Source organism: Bartonella sp. MM97QHHN, assembly GCF_042194285.1.
GTDB lineage: Bacteria > Pseudomonadota > Alphaproteobacteria > Rhizobiales > Rhizobiaceae > Bartonella.
In genome coordinates this window covers 1-21056 of the sequence record NZ_JBHIMS010000018.1, presented here as the reverse complement: position 1 = coordinate 21056, position 21056 = coordinate 1, and the positions used below count along the sequence as shown (strand labels likewise).

Annotated in this window: 14 protein-coding genes and 1 pseudogene; 5 read left to right on the top strand and 10 right to left on the bottom strand. The window is 35.9% G+C overall.

Features of this window, described 5'->3' with window-relative positions; translation table 11 throughout:
• The 8 genes from ACFIJW_RS00360 to ACFIJW_RS00325 all read right to left on the bottom strand — a co-directional run.
• Positions 1 to 228 (bottom strand): hypothetical protein (locus ACFIJW_RS00360; protein ID WP_375632730.1); only part of this gene is annotated, 228 nt, incomplete at its 3' end.
• Between the two features lie 326 nt (positions 229 to 554).
• The gene (locus tag ACFIJW_RS00355) at positions 555 to 1775 is read right to left on the bottom strand and encodes an MFS transporter (protein WP_375632728.1); all 1221 of its coding nucleotides are present in this window, start codon (positions 1773 to 1775) and stop codon (positions 555 to 557) included.
• 365 nt (positions 1776 to 2140) lie between these two features.
• Positions 2141 to 2311, bottom strand: coding sequence for a hypothetical protein (locus ACFIJW_RS00350; protein ID WP_375632726.1), 171 nt, complete (start codon positions 2309 to 2311; stop codon positions 2141 to 2143).
• Positions 2312 to 3817: 1506 nt separating this feature from the next.
• Positions 3818 to 3988: a hypothetical protein gene (locus ACFIJW_RS00345; RefSeq protein WP_375632734.1), complete on the bottom strand. Its 171-nt coding sequence runs from the start codon at positions 3986 to 3988 to the stop codon at positions 3818 to 3820.
• A gap of 13 nt (positions 3989 to 4001) precedes the next feature.
• Complete coding sequence (locus ACFIJW_RS00340) at positions 4002 to 4142, bottom strand: hypothetical protein (RefSeq protein ID WP_375632724.1); 141 nt, start codon at positions 4140 to 4142, stop codon at positions 4002 to 4004.
• The gene (locus ACFIJW_RS00335; RefSeq protein ID WP_375632722.1) at positions 4135 to 4851 is read right to left on the bottom strand and encodes a YqcI/YcgG family protein; all 717 of its coding nucleotides are present in this window, start codon (positions 4849 to 4851) and stop codon (positions 4135 to 4137) included. The genes ACFIJW_RS00340 and ACFIJW_RS00335 overlap by 8 nt, the downstream gene beginning before the upstream one ends.
• Before the next feature lie 23 nt (positions 4852 to 4874).
• A complete protein-coding gene (locus ACFIJW_RS00330) occupies positions 4875 to 6080 on the bottom strand; it encodes an ATP-grasp domain-containing protein (RefSeq protein WP_375632720.1) in 1206 nt (401 codons plus the stop codon).
• Entirely contained in the window at positions 6077 to 7267 is a 1191-nt protein-coding gene (locus ACFIJW_RS00325) for a hypothetical protein (RefSeq protein ID WP_375632732.1), read from the bottom strand. Before ACFIJW_RS00325 ends, ACFIJW_RS00330 begins: the two co-directional genes overlap by 4 nt.
• A gap of 691 nt (positions 7268 to 7958) precedes the next feature.
• On the opposite strand from ACFIJW_RS00325, the gene ACFIJW_RS00320 reads away from it, so the two are divergent.
• Together ACFIJW_RS00320 and ACFIJW_RS00315 are read left to right on the top strand one after the other, a co-directional pair.
• Positions 7959 to 8195 carry a hypothetical protein gene (locus ACFIJW_RS00320; RefSeq protein WP_375632718.1) on the top strand — a complete coding sequence of 79 codons (237 nt, stop codon included), beginning with the start codon at positions 7959 to 7961 and terminating at the stop codon, positions 8193 to 8195.
• A gap of 589 nt (positions 8196 to 8784) precedes the next feature.
• Entirely contained in the window at positions 8785 to 9996 is a 1212-nt protein-coding gene (locus ACFIJW_RS00315; RefSeq protein WP_375632716.1) for an MFS transporter, read from the top strand.
• 318 nt (positions 9997 to 10314) lie between these two features.
• On the opposite strand, the gene ACFIJW_RS00310 is transcribed toward ACFIJW_RS00315, so the two are convergent.
• Positions 10315 to 10584 carry a hypothetical protein gene (locus ACFIJW_RS00310; RefSeq protein WP_012754562.1) on the bottom strand — a complete coding sequence of 90 codons (270 nt, stop codon included), beginning with the start codon at positions 10582 to 10584 and terminating at the stop codon, positions 10315 to 10317.
• A 2-nt stretch (positions 10585 to 10586) separates the two neighbouring features.
• Positions 10587 to 11033: a hypothetical protein gene (locus ACFIJW_RS00305; RefSeq protein WP_375611456.1), complete on the bottom strand. Its 447-nt coding sequence runs from the start codon at positions 11031 to 11033 to the stop codon at positions 10587 to 10589.
• Between the two features lie 494 nt (positions 11034 to 11527).
• On the opposite strand from ACFIJW_RS00305, the gene ACFIJW_RS00300 reads away from it, so the two are divergent.
• From ACFIJW_RS00300 to ACFIJW_RS00290, 3 genes and pseudogenes are all read left to right on the top strand, one after another.
• Positions 11528 to 12034 carry a helix-turn-helix domain-containing protein gene (locus tag ACFIJW_RS00300; RefSeq protein ID WP_375632714.1) on the top strand — a complete coding sequence of 169 codons (507 nt, stop codon included), beginning with the start codon at positions 11528 to 11530 and terminating at the stop codon, positions 12032 to 12034.
• A 1066-nt stretch (positions 12035 to 13100) separates the two neighbouring features.
• A complete protein-coding gene (locus ACFIJW_RS00295; RefSeq protein WP_375632712.1) occupies positions 13101 to 19385 on the top strand; it encodes a Vomp family autotransporter in 6285 nt (2094 codons plus the stop codon).
• A gap of 607 nt (positions 19386 to 19992) precedes the next feature.
• A pseudogene (locus ACFIJW_RS00290) lies at positions 19993 to 21056 on the top strand (hypothetical protein); the annotation flags it as partial.

The following is a 21056-nucleotide window of genomic DNA, read 5'->3' as shown; positions in this document are numbered from 1 at the left end:
AATCAACGGAATCAAAACTCCCGAACTTTTATATAACTTATTGATTTTATATAAATATAACGCTCCCTCTCTCTCCGCCATTAATTTAAAACGAACTTTCATATGCTTGATATGACATAGTTTAAAAAGCTCAGCATTTGCAGGATTTTTTATTGTTTGAATTTGACCAGTTCGCGTCGATCTATGCCTATCATTATGTACACCTAGAAATTGCTGTTGAATTTCCATGAATTTTATACTTTTTAAGCTCCTCTCCTCTCGATCTTTAGATAACCTGATCTAGCATAAACGATCTCTTCAAATATCATTAAAGGATTTTTGCCATTATCACTAACTTCTGGTAGAGCTTTTAGAATTAATGGTGATCATAGTGCTATTTGCAATTTCGTTGATTAACGGGCTAAATGCGTTTTATCCACATGAGAGGTAACGAACACCTCAGCTTTTCTCACGCAATGTGCTCATTTAAAATTAATGTCATGAATATTTGTACAAAATTTTTATCTATACGATAATCAAAAAAAGGCTGACGTAATATAATAATTGAACATCATTCATGCGGCGCTTTCTTTTATCTCTAAGCTTTGTATGTAAATAGATAGTCCGTTCAAAATAAATAAAGGGGCGCAAAAGCCTATAAATACACACAGGACGTATAATATAGAAAATGAAAAAAATTTTCCTGCATATAAAAGCACAATAGAGAATAAAGCTGTTATGATGCGTACACTGGCATCGCCTGCCAAAATCACCTCGGTTAAATTTTCACTAGGTGTGATAGCTTGTCCAATTGTTATTCCCGATACCCTAAAATAAAATTGCCCAATACCTAATAAAAACCCCATAATATAAAGGGAATATTGAGTAAAATTTAAATATAAAACAAAAGAGATTGCGATCACGGCAAAAGCCGGTGCCCCCCATACAAAAAAACGAATTAAAGATGGAAATTTCCGTAAATAATAAGATGAGATAAGACCATTGATCACAAAACCCAGTGCTGACAAAGCAAAAATAGAATTTTGAATAGCTGTAAATTTTATATTATCTGATGTTATAGAAGCAAGAACAAGTGGCAATAAAACAATAGTCCCCGTATAGAGAGAATTATTCAAAATACGATTAATCGTTAAAAAACGCAACGCAAAAATCCGCCAAAGACACCTGAACCCAACTCCATAAGCTTTTTGAGATGGCTTTTTTAATAGCTCTTTTGCTCTGTTTAGTTGTTGTATAGACTTTATACGAAACCATAAGCAGGCATTCAAAAGATAGATAAATACAATAAAGGCTATAGCTATTTTGTGCCCCAAATGCGCAATTATAAAATATATAAGCAATGGGGATATAATAACAAAAAACTGACAGCAACTAGTGTAAAATGCAAAAACTCCAGCTTTTTGTTTGGGAGCTGGAACCAGCTGATTCAAGGCACTATTGTTATTTGGGTTATCAACCCCCATCAAGAGAGCAAGTAAAAAAAATACAAATAAAATAAGCACCGGATTGTTCATAAATAATAAGAAAGACAATAAACAAGCGCAAATAATTTGACTATAAAACCCAATTATAAAGCCTTGATAGTGCGCCAACATGTTTCCCAAACATAAGCCAGCAATTCCAATTGCGATTAAATTAACGACATTTAAAGTAGCAGAAGTTTCTCCCGTTGTATCTTGGAATTGTAACAAAGAAAGGCCAATAGATAATACACCACTAGCACAAAAACTCGTCAAACAACCAATCACAATCATAAGAAAAACAGAATTACGCAATAACCTCCTCCCTTTTAAACAGAGATTCAAGCCATTTTATGATTTTCTCCATTGTCGAATATGTTTCGGGACTAAATTCTAGCTTTTCGTAAAATTTTAGTCTAAATGCGTTATAGACACTTATTTTTCGCAAGTCATCTGTCAGCATGAATTCTATACTTGACAACGTTGTACCCATAGATTGAGACAAATAATAGGAAATTACTTTCCAATACATATAAGTACGCTCTCTTGCCAAATAATTTTCCAAGGCATATTTCAAATGACAACCACTTAAAATATATTTCGGACAATGGTGCAACGGATAATAAATACAAATAGCACCGGCTTCATGTCCCGGACAAGAAGAAATATTAATATTTTTATCATTTCATAATATTATAAAAACGCTCAGTGAGCAGATCTTCCAAATTTAGTCTAGTCACAACAAGATTGGTTACTAATTTTTGAGAAACATGAGACCAAGCCAATCTTACTACTAAAGTTCCAATAACCTTTAAGTCAGATTCTGGATAAGCTTTTTTTAAATTTTCCACCCATATGTCTCTATGACATATAATAATTGGCTCATCTCGTCTGAATGAACAAGATGTAATTCTAAACCAATATTATCACAAAGTTTTGAGCTCTTGAATTCTCCGTATCCTAACCTGGTATTCTTAAATCATAATAGAAACTAAAGAATTTTTAAGTATTCCAACTTTTATTAAACTTTGTAACAATCTATTGGAAGCTTCCCTTCACTGACTTCGACAATTATTTTCTCACCACTATAAGAACAAAAAATTAGCTTTGAAGTTGCTTACTTTTAGAAAAAAAATGAGCAACACTCTTTCTTAACTAAAAGAAACACGCTCTATACCTTTTTCTTTATGATTATCAAAAAACTATCCCGTTACAATTAACCATCAATTATTAGGATAAATATTCTGCGTTTAGCTTAATAAGCTGTTATAATCAATGTTTCTCTCTGTTTTAAAAATCAGAGTTTTTTCTCCTAGAGATACTCATAATTTCTTTACAATTTTTCCAAAAAAAGCCCCCCTTTAACATTGCTATTAATACGATCATCCTGAGAAGTTTTATACATACACACTTCATTATACGGAATTCTATGTATTTTTTTAACTTACTCAACTAACAAACATCTTTTAATGGACAAAATAAATCACGAAATTTGTGTGCTGTCACAATTCGAAAAACAATCATATATCTCCCTCCAATGATAGACGATGTCATTAGAAGAAAGCTTTAATGATATTGGTAGAATAAATTAACCAGAAAAAATTGCAGCGCTGATGGAATAAATTCTATTTTATACCTTGTAATTCTATCTAAATTTTAATCATTTTTGTTAAAGGTTCTTATGCAATTTTTTCTACATTCAGCATCATTTTTCCACTTGTTGGCAACAAAAGATTAATAGCTAAATTCACTTATGTCATAATAGTTCTTTTTTGGGTAAAATAGGACATCTTCAATTTCGATATATAAATATTTTAATTCTTTAATATATTCTCTTCACATGCCTTAGATTAACAACACAACAAAACCCAAAATAAAAATATTTATTTTACTTAAGTTATTGAATATTATTTAAAAAGTATGAAAATAAAGTGATGTAATAGTTAAAAATTATTTAAAAATTCAAATCCATCTACATTTTAGAGCCATCACGCATGGTAATAGCAGTTTTCATTAGGTATACTAAATATGCTTGATAACTTTTCTGCTTCATGCTTGTAGGGAGTTTCAGATAGAGATAATACCAGAATCCATTCGTGAATGCTCGACAATAAAGCTGTAAACAAAATTATTTCCTTTTTGTTTAATCCGTTAAGCTTGATCCATTTTTTATTCCTAAAGAATAACGTTCTATTTTGTACTGTAAAATGTCGTTTCTGAAAAGTTTCTACGTTGGTTTGGGTAGAGGACGTAAACTTCATAGCCTTATTTTCCGCAGAATCTATGGGCGCATTATGGGAAGCAGGAGTAAAAGAATAAAATCCTGTATGAGAAAGAATCCATTAAAGAGCGTGCGGTTACCCATTTCTAATATCTCCAATAGTGAGATTTTCTGTAGCAATTGCATATATGCATCCTACATCTGCCGCAATTGATTTGTGCCTTGTATTGGCAGGTAGATGTATAATATCTCCTGGTGTACAGGTTATATGTTTTTCGCTATAGAAAAAATCTAACTCTCCCTCTATAATTAAGAGAGTTTCATCGACCTGGTGAATATGCCAATCGTGTATTTTTTTTTGGAAAATCTCTTTGTATCTCTATTGATCCTTGCTCTGGAAGCATCATTTTGAATATATCATAGATATTTTTATTTAATTTAATTTTAGAAAATTTAGTCATTATCGTGCTCCATTATATGATATGGGCAAGGTGGGGATTCAATATTATTATCTTGCAGGAAGTATTGCGTCCATTCTCTATTTTGGGGTTCGCCATATTTTCCTAAAAAAGGAGATTTTGTTATAATATCAAAAGGTTCAAGTCTTTTTGTTACAGCGGAGAATGCATTTTTTGCTTTTTGTTCTGTATCGAGCAGATCAGAAAAAACCCACCTAGGCTGGAAAGTTAACATAAATGTAGAACTTCTCCTACTTATTCTGTTTATATGGGATGGGGTATTGCAAACTATAAACATAGGCTCGCCATGAAAGCAGAACTCCCATAAAGGATTGTCCATATTTTTTGGTATATGCTTAGGCCATTCTTGGTCATCAAGAGTTCGCAAATCTTTAAGTATAGACAAGAATTTTTCTCTATAAACTTCGATACTTTGTACGGGGGCAGGCTTCTCGAATGCAACAAAAGATGTGTTCTTTCCAAAACTTTTATAGTTATCGCAATAAGTTATCAGGTCTTCCATCATATTTTTTGCGGTCAACTTATTGTAGAACCCAAATCTAAGCATATTTTTTGAGTATCCATTTACACCGAATAGGCAGGGAAAAGGTCTAATTGTGTTATTCATGGTTGCATCGAATTCTTTAAAAACGACCTGCTTCCATTTTTCATATTTGTCTATATTTTCAATTATTTGCGCTGCTGAATCCATGTTTTCCTCCCAATTGTTGTATTTTATAAGAAATTGCTACGAATGACCCTCTCCAAAGCTGATAATTCATCATCACTGTGTCCCCAAATTGCTATAATGGCAGGGCAGGTATTTAAATCGATGGTTAGGGGGAGGGGCTCGTTTTCTTTAAAAAAGAGCGTAAAATGAACCACATTTTCCCAAGAATGAAGCTTTTGCCGCCATACGTTAACATCTTTTATAATATGACCGTCGATCTCGTTGATAAGGAAGATAATACGCCCTTTTTTCTTAAAGCGACTTGGGGTTTGCGAAAACACGCCTGCAATAAGGTTAACGGAGCTTTCAAGTAAATCATCTTCATAGCAATGCGCGAACAAGGTGGGTGCAATTCCTCCGTGGAGACGGGCTCCTACTTCGATCATTACTGGACCACGAGCTGTTTGCATGATTTCCATATGCGCAGGTCCATATTCAATCCCCAGTGCGCGAATGCATTGTTTTGCATAAGAGATAAGAGGGGCATAAGAGGGATCTTGAGCATCAAGCACATCAAGCGTTTCATAAACAAAAGTACTTCCATTATGAATACCTTTTTTATATCGTGACAAACTACATATCTTTATAGCCTCTCCATTTACAACGGCGTCGACGATGTATTCCTCTCCCTCCAATCTTTCTTGGAGCAAATAAGCATCGTTAGGTGCGCCAAAAATATTTTTTTGTGTCCAGTCGATTCTAGAGGACCATGCCGCCACTTTCTCACGGCTGGAGAAAAACAAAACACCATCGCTTCCACCAGAATCATTCGGCTTTACCACATAGCCGCTGTGGCTTTCAAAATCATCGAGAGTACAATCGTTTTTTGTAAGAATCTTTGATCGGATGTAAGATAAATCATTTTCACAAAGGCGTTTTTGCATCGCTGCTTTTTTCCGTCGCCAATCGGTAGTCAAGGGGTTATTCCCAAGACAACCATAATAAGCCGCCAATTGATCTGCACAATAAATACCCCCTTCGGCGCCTGCGACCACGGCCTCTATCGCGCCGATAGGAAAGCGTTTCTTTATCTCATCTACACTATGAAGCTTCGCTTCTGCCATGCCCTCTCCCTGATAAGAAAGCATATAGTGTGAAAAAGGAGCTTGTTGAGAGACAACACCATAGCAAGCATAGCCTAATTTTTGCAAAGCAGGGGCATAGAGGGCACCCGTGGAGAAAGGGTCGACAATAAGAATAGGTTTTTTCATACTTTGTTCCGCTGCAATAAAAGGAAAAGAATATAAATAAAGATTATTAGCCCTATAAGGGGGAGAAGATAAACAGCTGCTTGAGGACCCATAAGGGCAGAGCTTGTAAGAAGACCAAGGATAACATAACCTGCCGATTGGGAGAGAGTATAAAGCATACCGCTATAGCTTCCCACCAGCTCTGCTTGAGCCTCTGTTTTAGTCGCTTCAATCGTATGTTTGCGGGCATTAATTCGCATGGTATTCATTGAAAAGCCAATAAAAAAGCAAAAGACCACAGCCAAATAGGGCGATTGTGTGGTGCTAAAAATAAGATCAGCCACGCTCAACATAAGGGCTGGGAGAATAAATTCAAAGCGAGGGATTTTGATAAAAGCAGCCAAAAAAGCGCCCATGCCCGCAACCGCACTGCAAAGTCCATAATATTCAGAGCCAAAATTTTTCACACTCTGAAAAAGAATGGTTGCCAGCGTATTATAAGCGCAAATATGAAAGCCAATAAGCCCTATGCAGACGCATAAAAGTTTAAGCTCACGGGAGAGTCCATCCGCTTGCGGTATAGGTGCTGTCTTCTTATCGGTTGCAGGTGCTGTGGTATCTGTAGCGTTGTATTCATCGCAAAAGATAATATATCCGGCTATAAGGCTTATAATGATGTCAAACAAACAAAGTGTCACAATCAAACCATTATAGCCAATTTCAGCCGCTGCCCCTCGAGGGCTGGTCGCTTCTAAGAGATAACCACTCAATGCTGCTCCCAAAAAGGCGCCAATTTGCACCACTGTTTGCATAATGCGGGAAGCCTTTTGGGCGCTAATATAACCACTAAGTGCTAGTTTAGTATTATAAGTCTCGAGTGTGCTTAAGGTAATCAAAGAGAGATAGCCGATAGAGATAGAGACAGCGATAAAACCAAAGGGGGAATCAGCGTAATGGAAAAGTGCAATCAATAAAAGAAGGCTATAGATAATGATTCGCCTTTTGTATAAATCGACCAACCGCAATGAGGCTTTAATGCGCACAAGACCGCTTTTTTTCAAAAGATAGGGCATAATGGTGCCCAAAGCCATGGTTACGCCTAGGAAAACCGATGAGGATGTTATGCGATAAGCATTCCACAGATTACTTAAAAATAAAACCATATCAGAAAGATATAGCAAGACAACAAGCCCATAAAACCGAAACATCAGTTTCTTGTGCACATTATCCCCCCCATTTCGGAATCTCTTAAAAACACGCAGTATTATAAATCAGCACACATCATGTTTACAAATAATGAATACACACATATTACTGGGCATGTCAAGTTTTTTCGGTAGGAAAAATTTGAACGCTGATGTTTATGGTAGTGATAGCTTATTATTCAGGAGAATGAATAGCGATAGAGGCTGGTATTTTTACTGCGTCTGTTGCGGAGGCTTGCCAATAAGGGGAAAGCCAGATAACGAATATAACTATGTCCTAGAGATATATTTTGCGCTTTCAAGTTGATTTTATTTATACTCAAGGTTTAGGTTTTTCTATTGACCGTTGTTAGATGTTGTTGTGACAATAAACTTCGTTATCTATCAGAAACATTTATGGCATTAGCGCTAAGGTATTGTATTAAAACCTTTACATGGTAGTCTGTCTGATAGAGAGGTATTATTGGTTCAGTTTTAGGAGGCTTTATTACGGCTGATTTGGGCGTCGTCGTTGTTTGAGGTCTTATTATAATATTCTTAATTTCAGTTTATGAATATACCGAAAAATATAGTGAAACATTTGATTTAAACGCTTTTGCAAGGCATATTTCAATATCTCAGCGATGTTTTCCAAGAATTGCTCTGCTGCTTTTGACGGGATCGGATATCAAATGCTTATAGCGAGGGCAGTGGTTTGAGAAAAGATAGAGCTGATCCGCCCATTACTATACTGGAACGGTTGCAGAAAAGGGATGGTTTAAACTTAAAATACGAAGAAAAACTCTCTTTTATTGAAAAAGTTTACAAAGTATACAAAGTGTTATCGGAAATAGATGAGCAGTTTATAACAATTGATGGAACTGCTCCTATTTCTTTAATTCATCATCAAATACGACATCATATAAATAAGGTTTGTTTTGATTATGAATAAAATCATTTATTAATCAAGTTATCCACGATAAATCCTCCTTTATGTATTTGTACTCTAAATCTGAAACTTTAGAGATATGATTGCAATAATTTAACTGCTCAGGAAGATATTACGTTATATATTTTAATTAGAAAACTAACTGTAATGGGCTTGTTTTAAAAGATTTAGAGAAGGGGAGTAGAAAAGTTAGCAGTATTTATTGTGAGGATAATAGTATGTTTATTCTTTTAGAGACGAAGTGTGGTGATAGAAGAACGACATGGAAGGATATACTCGAACATATTTTAGTGCACGGAATAATAAGGGCAATGATGTGAGTGAAGCTTCCATACCGTAAAATTGTTTCACATATGTATAAAGGTGTAGCTTCTGAATAAAACGCACATAAAATATTAAATTTGTTTTTGTCCATAAATGTTCTGTTTTCATAGAAGAATTAATCATACAACAGCACAAAGATTGTAAAAGCCTCAAAAAAGAAATTTTGCTTTCTTAAATTTAATGATCTAAAATGAAAATTGTAAGAATGCCTGTTTTTAAACAGGATGTATTATGCATATCGACTGGTATTCATTTTAGAGGATAATTTATGTTCACTTCAAATTTGAAGGAACGCATTGCTTTATTTGAAAATAGAACTTTTCTCTATTTTACTTTGAGCGGCTTATTTGCTACATTTGGAAGTGGACTAAATTATATTACATTGTCATGGATCGCTTACAATCAGACGGGCTCAATCCGTGGTGTAGCGTTGATGATGCTTTTTCTTTGGACGCCTAGCATTATTTTTGCGCCTATTTTTGGCATATTGGCAGATAAATATAACCGTAAAACGCAGATTATTATTTCAAATCTTGCGAGAGGTTTGGTAATCGTAAGCTGGGTAATGCTTTGGCATTTTGGTATAGAAATTGAATTGATGGTCTTATCTGCTCTTTTGGGTATTTTTATCCCTTTTTATATGCCATCAGCTATTTCTTTAATTCAAAGTATTGTGCTGAAGGAACAGCTCATCAATGCAAATGCGACCATCGATATGGTTTATGAACTTGGCACTATCGTAGGTATGGGCTTAAGTGGATTTATACTATCCTATGCAGGAACAAAAGGAACTCTTCTAATAGGTGGTATATTCTTTATCATTGCTGGTTTATTTAATTTTGCAATGAAGGTACCTAAAAACCGAAGATCTAAAAAACAAAACCAGCAAAATTGGTGGGAAAATTATACAGAATGCCTTCATTATTTTAAACAGAATCCGGCTCTTTTTGTACCTTATATAAGTCAGATGATTATTATGACTCTTTTGATGACCATTCCTGTTATTCTCGTTCCTTATATACAAGAGGTTTTACATGCGGATAGCAGGATCTTTGCAATATTGGAGGTGCTTTATTCTATGGGCGTATTGACAGGTGCGTTTTTTTCACCACTTCTTTGTAAAGTTTTGTCCATAAGGAAAACATTAGCCATTTTATTAGCTTTTATGGCTATTGGCCTCGCTATTTTATCTGTTAATACATACAATTTTGTTGTTTTTCCTGTTTACTTTATGATTGGATTTGGACTTTCGAGTTGGGCTCTTTCGATTTCTTTATCACAACTCTCTTGTGATCCTGAATACCAAGGAAGATTGCAGGCAAGTTTTAATGGTATCTCTGGATGCTTGATCCTCGGAGTCTATCTCATCATGGCAAGCGATAACAGTAACATATCACCTCAATCGATATATTTTTTTCAAAGCATTGTTGCGTTTGTTGGAATACTCATAGTGCTGTTTTATAAACATGAAAAACAATAAATTACGTTTAAGAGTGGTCAATATACGCTATTTTTAAACATTTACGCTGCAGCACATTTCATATTTTGCTTTTAAAGGAGAGTTGAGAAAATGTAAAAGTTGGTGCTTAATGAACAAAGCATAAATTGATGTATGCTAGAGAATACTCTCTATTTTTTGATAATGATCTAAAAGAATTGATGCGTTTCTTTAATTCATCTCACTGTTGTTAAGAAGACGAAAACGTAACACTTTAAATCTTCTTGAAAGTTTTTTGTTTAAGCGTAGTAGAAAGTAAAGCGATGAGGGAATATCGTATTACATGGGGAGAGTATTGTATTATTTTTGTTTTTCAAAATCCATATGAAAAATTGTATCAATTTCATCTTCATTGGAATGAGTATTTCTACGACGATGCAAGGTTTGCACAATCTCTTTTTTTAAAACAGCATCTGTTTCACTTAAACGGTGAATACTGAGTTCCAATTCAAGAGATAACGCCAAATCCACGCACAATTTAAGCTCTTCTCCAATGTCGAAACCGCGTTGATAGTCGTCATAAAGACCAACCAGTGTATCAGATAATTCTTTATCGCATAAAGAGGTCATGCTTAATTCCTCAACGTTGCGGGTTTCCATGCAGCTTTTTTAAGTATCACTCCACTATCATCACTTAGAATTGCCATGTATACGAACCTCATGGTTTTGTCAATTTTCTGCAAAATACGCGCTTTTAAATCAAAGCCTATTAAAGATTTTATTACTCCAAGATTTTGAAGCGCCCAATTGTAAATATGGATGGCAATGTGTTTACTATAGAATTTATAGCATTTAAAATACATTGCCAAAAGGCTTTTAATATGCGTAGAGGAAGAGTATTCTGACGATAAACCAAACACCCTGAAATCTCTATTACCAGTTACAGCTAAATCAGTGCCATTAATATATAAAATAAGCAAACAGGGTTTGTAAACGTCTAACTTTTTAATAACGAGTGATAATCTCGTTTTTTGTAGAATACCAATTATTTTGCCTATTTTATATTGATTTTTAGACATTGATAAACTTTTTACCTTATAAAAACCTATGGGAAATGCATTAGCATATTTTTGTAATAAGATTTCAGTGGTATATTGCACAGCATGAAATGAAGAGAATCGTATTAGGCTTTTTGCTTTTGAAAGAATATGACTGCAACTTTTGAGAAAGCAGTTGGCAAGAATTGGCTTGGCATGCAAACTGATAGAGTTGGCAGTGGCGCATTTAGTTTTTTCATTGGCCTGTGTCCAAATGTTTTTGACTCTGGAAAATAGCCTCTGATAGGCTTGAGTTTTTCCAAGGTTATATTACAGGGGCGCAGCTCAGAAAAGTACCACGGCGATTGCATTTTTTTGTAATTGTCATAATTTTCGCTCCTGCTTAAATGGATGCTGTAACATCCGTTTTTGTGGGGTTATGTATGTGATAACTGCTCTTCTTAAGGGGCAGTAATAATAGATATAAATCAATATAATTATTTAGTCAGCAATTATATTGATTCTGGAGTGTTTTTTTGGCTCGTCCGGAAGCAAAACCTAAAACTGAGTTGGCAAAACGTTTTCGTGAAGTGCGTCACGCTCTTGGTTTTACAGAGCGTAAGCAGTTTGCTGAACATCTTGGTATCACTGCTGGCTCTATAGGAACTTATGAAACTGGTATAAGTGAGCCTACAGCCTCTGCGCTCTCCAAATATCAAGAAATTTGTGGTGTTTCATTAGATTGGCTAGTAACGGGAAATGGCGAGATGTTTTCAGATATGGCAAAGGCAAAAGCAGCTGGTTTTAAACCGCAAGCGATACCTGTTGGGCTGATGAAAAAGCTTGGACATTTAGTTTATACGACCTATCATGATGCAAAAATAACACTTTCTCCTGAAGATGTTGCGGAATTAGCAGCAGAGCTTTATGGAAGATTGCAAGAGCTTATTCAAAACCTCAATGATATAGAAGAAGTCGAAGCCATTTTGCCACTTTTAAAATTACATTTAAAGCGTAAAATCGAAACTGAAAAGCACATCTAGAAATTTCATAAGATACGAATGAACAGCCTTTTAAAAAATAAAACTTTTTTGGTTTTCTGCTGTATAACCAAGTTTGGAATGTGAGAATCTCACGATCTTCGAGTCTCTTATTCAACCTGAAAAACGAGAAACTATCATTATAAATCAATAGACTGTTCTGATTAAAAATAAAACGGTTCATAAAAAGAACGACAGGTAGCAATACAAACAAAATTGATTCAAAAAGAAGCGAGTATAGCATCATTCCTGAAATATTTGTTGGTTGAAGAAAAGATACGGACAACAGTGAAAATACAGTGGGTTATGTGAGAGAAAAGAGTTTAGAAAACAGCTTCTTTTAGGTTTGTGATATTAAAAAATTTATACAATAGTGAAAATACAATGACGATGTTTTGTTCCTATAGAAGGGTAACAGATATATAAGAGAGAAGAACGAAAGACTATTTATAGATGCACTTTTGTCTTTTTATGAAGATGATAAGATGAGTACGTTAAAACTTTTTACAGAGCGTGCATCATTATATTTAAGACAGATTTCTTTCAAAGGGATGTATAATATATTGAAACAGTTTACCTCGCAACAAAAAGTGAGATTATCATGATAATCGTCATTATTACATTGTGCGATAAGTTAAAAAAATCATAAATTTGTGCTTATAAGAACAGCTAATTTATTGAGAAGTATTTTTACAAATTTATAAAAAATTATTTTTACACTCTTGCCATTCTTCTGATGCGCTTTATTTGAAAAGTAGAATTGCTCTTTAGTGAAACTATTTTTGTTAAGAGATAAATCGCAGTGTTTTTGAATGGAGATTACGGTATATTTTCAAAGTCTTGTGTTTTTATTTATTTTTTAGCTTGAATCCCTCTAGCTAAAAGGGTTGGGGACTTTTCTAGATTCGATGTTGTTGCAGAGATTTTAGGTCGATGCCCGATAAGTATCGGTATCGTAGGGGGGAGTTTTGTCTTGATTTATTGGTTTTTGAAGTGCGCAAACTAAGGGTTTTGCCATGTGTGTTTTCGCGCGTTGTGATGATGTTGAACTCTGTAGGAGGAGATTCTTATGAAAAAAAAATATTCCACACCAAATTTAATTAAAGTTGTCTCTCTTAGTACGGTAATGGCCACACTCTTATCGAGTGTTTCTCCTGTTTTTGCTGCGAATCTCTCAATAACAGGACAGACAGTTAGGAGCACAAATGGTGGTAATGTCATGTATCCACATGGTAGTCATGGTAGTGTTGTGTTGGCTGGTGATGATGATTTCTGTGGTGTAGACAACGTTATTGGTCGTGGCGGCAAACAACAACAAGGAATTGCTGATAGTCAACGAATAACCGCAGAGCAACAATATGAGAGATTTGTTGGTGAGAAAGTTTTTGGAAATCGTAAACCTTATGGCACGACGACTGAACAGGTTAATTGGGCGGGTGATGGATACACGAGTAGCGCTAATGGTAGAGTTTTAGGTGGTTATATGGGGACACCGACTGGTGGTATCGTTAATGCAATGCCTGAGGCTTATGGTGTTTATTCTTTTGCAACGGGTTGTGGATCTGCAGCGACGGGTAATTATTCAACCGTATTTGGTGCAGGTGCGACAGCAAAGGCAGGGGGTGCACAAGCTTTTGGTGTTTCCGCACTTGCAAGTGGTATAGCAAGTGTTGCTATGGGTGTAGGCTCAGAAGCATCGGGCAAATCTTCAGTTTCTATTGGAGGGCTTGCAACTGCTTCTGGTGACAGTAGTATTGCTTTAGGTACAAAGGTAAAGGCAGAAAAGAGTTATACGATTGCTATAGGTACAGATGCTGAAGCTAAAGCTTCAGGTGCTATTGCAATAGGGGGCAGGCGCTCTGACAGAACCGAAGAAAATGATCCTAACAGAAAAGTAATCGCGAATGCTGAAAATGCGATAGCTATAGGCACGCAAGCTTATGCTGAAAAAGAAGATTCGGTTGCCATTGGTGTAAATTCGCAAGTGCTTGTTAAAGATGGTGTTGCTGTAGGTGGTGGGGCTATCTCTGATAGAGAGAAGGGGGTTGCTGGTTATGATCCTGCAACAGGTAAAGGGACAACAAAAACCAGTATAGCATGGAAGAGCACCACAGGCGCTTTTAGCGTTGGTGAAGTTGGTGGTCGTGGTAATGGTACGCTAACACGACAAATTACAGGGGTTGCAGCTGGAAGTGAAGATACTGATGCGGTAAACGTGGCGCAACTAAAAGCTATGAGAGATATCATAGCAGGGGGAGGGGGGTGGAAACTTTCTGCTAACGATACCGATCCTACAGATGTGAATTCAGGCAATACCGTAGATTTTTCAGTGAAAAATAGTGAAGTAGGGCAAGATAACTTAACGATTGAAAAAAACAATGAAAACAAGAAGCAGAAAATGCACTTTGCTTTAAGTGATAATCTTAAATTGATAAGTGTCACTACAGGAACAAGCTCTATGAGCGGTGATGGCTTTATTATTAATGAGGGGCCACGCATGACTATTGATGGTATTGATGCTGGAGAGCAAGTGATCACGGGAGTGGCAAAAGGAGAAGATGATACCGATGCAGTGAATGTTGCGCAACTGAAAGAATTCACAGCAGGAATGAAAACGGGCTGGCAACTTTCTGTTGATGGTAACAATTCTACAGATGTTAAAGCTGGGAGTACAGTAGATCTTGTTGCTGGTGCGAGTGATGATGGAAGCAAAAATATCAAAATTGTAAAAGACAATAACAAAGTCACATTTTCTTTGAATGATACTCTTAAGCTCACGAGTGTCACGACAGGCAACAGCATTATAAGCAACGATGGCTTTAAGTTTATTGATGGTAATGGACCAAGCATAACTTTGAATGGTATTAATGCTGGTGATAAAAAAATTACAGGAGTAGCTAAGGGAGAAGAAGAAACCGATGCTGTAAATTATAAGCAGTTGACAGAGGTAAGAACACTTGCAGAAAATGGCTGGAAGCTTTCTGTTGATGGTAACAATTCTACAGATGTTAAAGCTGGGAGTACAGTAGATCTTGTTGCTGGTGCGAGTGATGATGGAAGCATCAATATCAAAATTGTAAAAGACAATAACAAAGTCACATTTTCTTTGAATGATACTCTTAAGCTCACGAGTGTTACGACAGGCAACAGCATTATGAGCAACGATGGCTTTAAGTTTGTTGATGGTGGTCCAAGCATAACAGCCAATGGTATTGATGCTGGTAGTAAAAAGATTACAAAAGTGAAAGCTGGTACTGATGATACTGATGCAGTAAATTATAAACAGTTACAAGATTTTACAGCAGGAATTAAAACAGGCTGGAAGCTTTCTGTTGATGGTGATAATGCTACAGATGTTAAAGCTGATAGTACGGTGAATTTTGTTGCAGTTAAGCAGAAAGACGATGATAATAATGAGAGTGAGAACACAAATATAAAAATTACCAGAGGTGATAACAATGAAGTAAAGTTTGATTTAAGCGAATATATTAAAGTTGGTCGTGTAGAAACAGGGGATAGCAGAATGAGTAATGCCGGTTTCATGATCAAAGATGGACCAAGAATGACCAAGGGTGGTATTCATGCCGCCAATACAAAAATTACAGGAGTCGCAGATGGTAGCAATGAGCATGATGCTGTTAATCTTTCACAATTATATAAAATGAAGTTTGAGATAGAAGACAATAGTCTTGTTAAATGGAGTAAAAGTAAAAAAAATATTACCATTGGTGCTGAAAAAGAAGGTATCGAAATCAATATTGCCAACTCTGAAGGCAAGGATCGAATTATTTCTGGCGTTGCAGTTGGAAAAGTCAGTTCTGATTCAACAGAAGCAATAAATGGTCATCAGCTTTTCAATTATGCTGATAATATATCAAAATATTTTGGTGGTAGTACAGATGTGATTGATGGTTTCAAGCCAACTTTTACTGTTCAGGGTAACGAACACCATAATGTAACGGATGCTTTTAAAGATGTCGATAATTCTATAACAGATATTTATACACAGATTAACAATGTAACAGCAAATAGTCTTGTTAAATGGGATGAAGGGCAAAAGCTCATTACAATTGGTGCGCAAAAAGATGGTACCAAAATCAATGTTGCCAATTCTAATAGTGAAAATCGAGTTATCTCTGGTATTGCGGATGGTAATATCGGAAAGTCCTCGAAAGAAGCTATAAATGGTAGCCAGATTAATACAATTTCTGGAGATATTGCAAAATTCTTTGGTGGGGATGCAGCATTTCAGGATGGTGCTTTTGTAGGTCCACAATATAACGTATCTACAGTTTCTACAGATGGTGAAGTAGCTCAGTATATAGCTGAAAATGTTGGTGATGCTTTAACAAAGCTTGATGCGAATGTCAAAAATGTGAATAGTCGTATAAAATATGTAGATAATAAATTTGATAAGTTCTCTCAAGATGCCTTATTATGGGATGATGGTAAACAAGCATTTGCTGCACGTCATGAAAAAGATGGACGTAAAACAGATAGTAAGATTACCCACCTTTTAAATGGTGATATTTCAGAAGAGTCAACAGACGCGATAAATGGTAGCCAGATTAATAAAATATCCAAGGATATTGCAGAATTTTTCGGTGGTGGTACAGAATTTAATAACGGAGTTTTTTCAGGTCCACAATATAACTTATCTAGAGTTTCTACAGATGGTAAAGTAGAACAGAAGACCTTTTACAACGTTGGCGAAGCTTTGACAGGGCTCGATGCAAATGTTAAAAATGTAAATAAAAATATACAGCATGTAACCAATGAGTTTGATAAATTGTCTCAAAATGCTTTACTGTGGAGTGAAAAGGATCAAGCATTTGTTGCACGTCATGGAACAGATGGACAGAAAACAAATAGCAAGCTGAAGTATCTTTTAGATGGTGATGTTTCAGAAGATTCAACAGATGCAATAAATGGTTCCCAACTTTATACGATGGGTGATCAGATTGCGAATTATTTTGGTGGTGGTGCGAGCTATGAGAATGGAGAGTGGATAGATCCTACGTTCAAAATTTCTCAGCGTGAAGCGAATGGTACCATTACTCAGAAAAAACACCATAATGTCGCTGATGCTTTTGAAGGTGTCGATAATTCTATCACAGATATTTATAATCAGATTAATAATGTGACAAAAAATAGTCTTGTGAAGCAAGAAAATGGGTCAGGTCTTATCACTATCGGTAAGGCAACAGGTGGTACTGAAATCAGCATTGTAAATAAAAGTGGTATGGATCGTACACTTTCCGGTGTAGAAGATGGAGAACTTTCTCAAACATCAACGGAAGCGGTAAATGGTTCACAGTTGTTTGCTACGAATAAGAATGTTACTGCTGTGACTGATAATTTATCAAAAGTTGCTCAAAATACATCAAAATATTTTGGTGGTAGTACAGATGTATTGAACGGTATAGAACCAGCTTTCCTTATTCAGGGGGAGACCTATCATAATGTTACGGAAGCGTTTACAGGTGTTAATACTTCTATCACAAATATTGATAATAAGATTTCCGAAGTGGTAAAAAATAGTCTTGTTAAGCAAGAAAAAAATACAGATGTTATTACCATAGGTAAGGATACAGCTGGTACTGAGATCAATATTGCGGGATATGCTGGTGTAGCGCGTTCCATTTCTGGTGTTAAGGCAGCAGAGAAGGGGGATGAAGCTGTTAACAAAGACCAACTTGATAAAAGCATAAAGGATATTACGAAAGATATTGAGACAGTAACTGCTGCTGCGGTTCTCTATGATAAGAATGACGATAATAGTGTTAATTATGGTAGTGTAACTTTGGGCGGCGATAAGAACAACGGACCAGTTGCTCTTCGTAACGTGAAAGATGGTAGCATTTCTGAAAATTCCAACGATGCAATCAATGGTAGTCAGATTAATAAAATATCAGCAGATATTGCAAAGTTTTTTGGCGGTGGTGCAAAGTTCATTAACGGTGCTTTTGAAGGGCTGAAATATACTTTATCCGCTATTGTAGGTGGTGAAGTAGGGAAGGCTAATTTTTACAATGTTGGTGATGCTTTAACAGGTCTTGATAATAATGTTCAAGATGTGAATCAACGCTTAACGAATGTATCCAATGAGTTTAATCAGAAAATTGAAAATTTCTCTAAAGATGCTTTACTGTGGGATGATGAGGAAGAAGCATTTGTTGCACGTCATGAAAAAGATGGGCAGAAAACAAACAGCAAATTGAAGTATCTTTTAGATGGTGAGATTGCTCAAGGTTCAACAGATGCCATTACGGGCAACCAACTTTATTCCATGAATAACCAACTTGCGAATTATTTCGGTGGCGGTGCTAAATATGAGAATGGCAAATGGACAGATCCTACTTTTAAGATTGTTCAAGTCAATGCTGATGGTACGACTGTTGAGACAGAGCACCATAATGTCGCTGATGCTTTTGGTGACGTCAATAAAAATATGTCAAATATTAATAACCGTATTGATGATGTCATCAACAAGGTCGATTCAGATGCTTTAAAGTGGAATGATAAAGAAAAAGCCTATGATGCTGGTCGCGATGGAAAGCCGAATAAAATTATCAATGTAGCTGATGGTAAAGTTGAAAAAGGCTCGAAAGATGCCGTCAATGGTGGGCAACTTTGGGAAACCAATGAACGTGTCACTGGTGTCGAAAAAGATGTGAAGCATCTTACCAACAGAGTTGATACCATTTCCAATACGATTGCTGATATTGGTGATACAGTTATCAATATTGATGCCAAAGTTGATAACATCAATAATAGAGTTGACGGCATTGAAGAGGACGCTGTTCGTTATGATAGAGATGAAAACGGCAAAAAAACCAATAAAATCACATTAGCGGGGGGGGATGCCAGTGAACCTGTTCTGATTGATAATGTCGCTGATGGTAAAATTGAAAAAGGCTCGAAAGAGGCTGTAAATGGTGGTCAACTTCATGATTATACTAAAGAACAGATGAAGATTATTCTTGATGAATCCAAGCAGTATACAGATCAACGGGTTAATAATATTGTGATTGATGCGATTGATGATGCTGTTGATCGGGCTAAGCAATATACAGATATGAAGTTTGATGTTTTAAACTATAGTATTGAGAGTGTGAAAAAAGAGGCAAGACAAGCAGCGGCTATTGGTCTTGCGGTGTCTAACTTACGCTACAATGATACACCTGGAAAATTAAGCGTTGGATTTGGTACTGGTTTATGGCGTAGTCAGTCTGCATTTGCCTTTGGTGCAGGTTACACCTCAGAAAATGGAAAATACCGCTCTAACATATCCGCAACAACTTCTGGAGGTCACTGGGGTGTAGGTGCGGGATTCAATATGACATTGAATTGATAATAAACAAAATACATAAAAAATTCCTTTTCACCCCTGTCTCATGAGGCAGGGGTGAATTGTTGTTACGTATGTAAAAATACATATATATATATAAATTGATAAGCGCTATAACGATAAATACAGGTTTAAAAAACAGAAAAACCGGACGATTTCAACAAAATGAACTTCTTATTTCAAAATAAGATAATGAGTTTTTTCATAAATTATAAGTCCATTATTTTCTGCTTTAACTTTTAAATCTAAAAAATCTTCCACTCTCTAAAAATCTATTAAAAAACTTTCTAGTAATACAAAGGTATATATTTAAATGTATTTCAATTTTACTGGAGGAAGTTATAAAAACAATATACTAAACCAATTCTACCCCTTGCAAAAAACAACCAACAGGTTTAAAGATTAAAAAAACCAACCACCACAAGAAAACTTACCTTTTTAGGAAAGGTAAGAGAACAAGGCACGTTAACTACAAAACATCAACTTCTCTATCTTTTCAATCAGTCCTTAATCTTTTGAATATATTTAGAAAAACCAATTTCAGAGAACTTTGTAGCGTTTAAATGTGTTTTTTTGTGGTTATAGTTATTTTTTCATTGGGGAGTTCATTATGAAAAAATTATATACAAAATTAGTAGGGAGCGATTTAAAATTTTCTCGTTTTTCTTTTGTTAAAGTTCTTTCATTGGCTACAGCGGCTACATTTTTATCGAATGTTACACCTGTTTTTTCAGCAAATCCTGATTTTAAAAACACATTTCTTGAAGGTATAAAAAGTGCCGGTGTGTCTTATCCACAAAGCCTTCTCTCTGTTGCTGGTTTGAATGCTTCTTCTGTTTCAAAAGACAATTATTTAACAGCACTCAATCAAGCGGGATTAGAAAAGATTAATGCTGTCGATGACTATGCAAATTTTTTAACTAAAACCCTCTCTGGTGTAAGTGATTATAGTCCTGTCGTGAATGTTTTGATGGCGGATAGCAAAAATGTATTGGCAAGAACCCTAGATGCAGGAGGGCAATATAAAAAGTCTCTCGTCAGTCCACGGTCATTTGTGGTTGATAGCTCTTTAAACCAACAGCTTGTACAGGATGATGAAAATACAGATATTATTAATGTGTCTAATATCTTACGGAGTGGTTCAACAGAGGGAATGCAACGTGATGTATCGGGAAGTAATGTCATCTTTGGTGAAAATGTTGATGCGAAAACCGTGGACAGTGTTGTTATTGGTTATAAAGCGAAGGCGGTATTAGCTGAAGGAGATAAAAAGCTAGCGGCATCTGTTATCATAGGTTCTAAATCTGAGATCCATAGAGGTGGATCCGTTGCTGTTGGTGCAGATATAGTGGCACTAAAGAATGACGCGGTTGCTGTTGGTCGTTTTGTACGGGTGGAGGTGGACAGCGGTACAGCTTTAGGCTTTAAATCGCAAGTGAAGGTAGTAGGGGGTGTTGCTATAGGAAGCAATTCTGTAGCCAATAGGGCTGCTGGTGTTCCGGGTTATACTTCTGTGCTGCAGGGACCTGCAAAAAATGAGGTATCTTATTGGAAATCTACATTAGGTGCTGTTAGTGTTGGTGATGCTGATGGTGGCAAAACACGACAAATTACAGGTGTAGCGGCTGGTAGTGAAGATGCAGACGCAGTGAATCTAAGACAATTGCAAGACTT

Bases quoted from the DNA above. Each gene is read 5' to 3' on its own strand.
- ACFIJW_RS00295 (WP_375632712.1), top strand. From the start codon at position 13,101: ATGAAAAAAAAATATTCCACACCAAATTTAATTAAAGTTGTCTCTCTT.
- ACFIJW_RS00310 (WP_012754562.1), bottom strand. From the start codon at position 10,584: ATGACCTCTTTATGCGATAAAGAATTATCTGATACACTGGTTGGTCTT.
- ACFIJW_RS00340 (WP_375632724.1), bottom strand. From the start codon at position 4,142: ATGACTAAATTTTCTAAAATTAAATTAAATAAAAATATCTATGATATA.
- ACFIJW_RS00315 (WP_375632716.1), top strand. From the start codon at position 8,785: ATGTTCACTTCAAATTTGAAGGAACGCATTGCTTTATTTGAAAATAGA.
- ACFIJW_RS00325 (WP_375632732.1), bottom strand. From the start codon at position 7,267: ATGTTTCGGTTTTATGGGCTTGTTGTCTTGCTATATCTTTCTGATATG.
- ACFIJW_RS00305 (WP_375611456.1), bottom strand. From the start codon at position 11,033: ATGTCTAAAAATCAATATAAAATAGGCAAAATAATTGGTATTCTACAA.
- ACFIJW_RS00330 (WP_375632720.1), bottom strand. From the start codon at position 6,080: ATGAAAAAACCTATTCTTATTGTCGACCCTTTCTCCACGGGTGCCCTC.
- ACFIJW_RS00335 (WP_375632722.1), bottom strand. From the start codon at position 4,851: ATGGATTCAGCAGCGCAAATAATTGAAAATATAGACAAATATGAAAAA.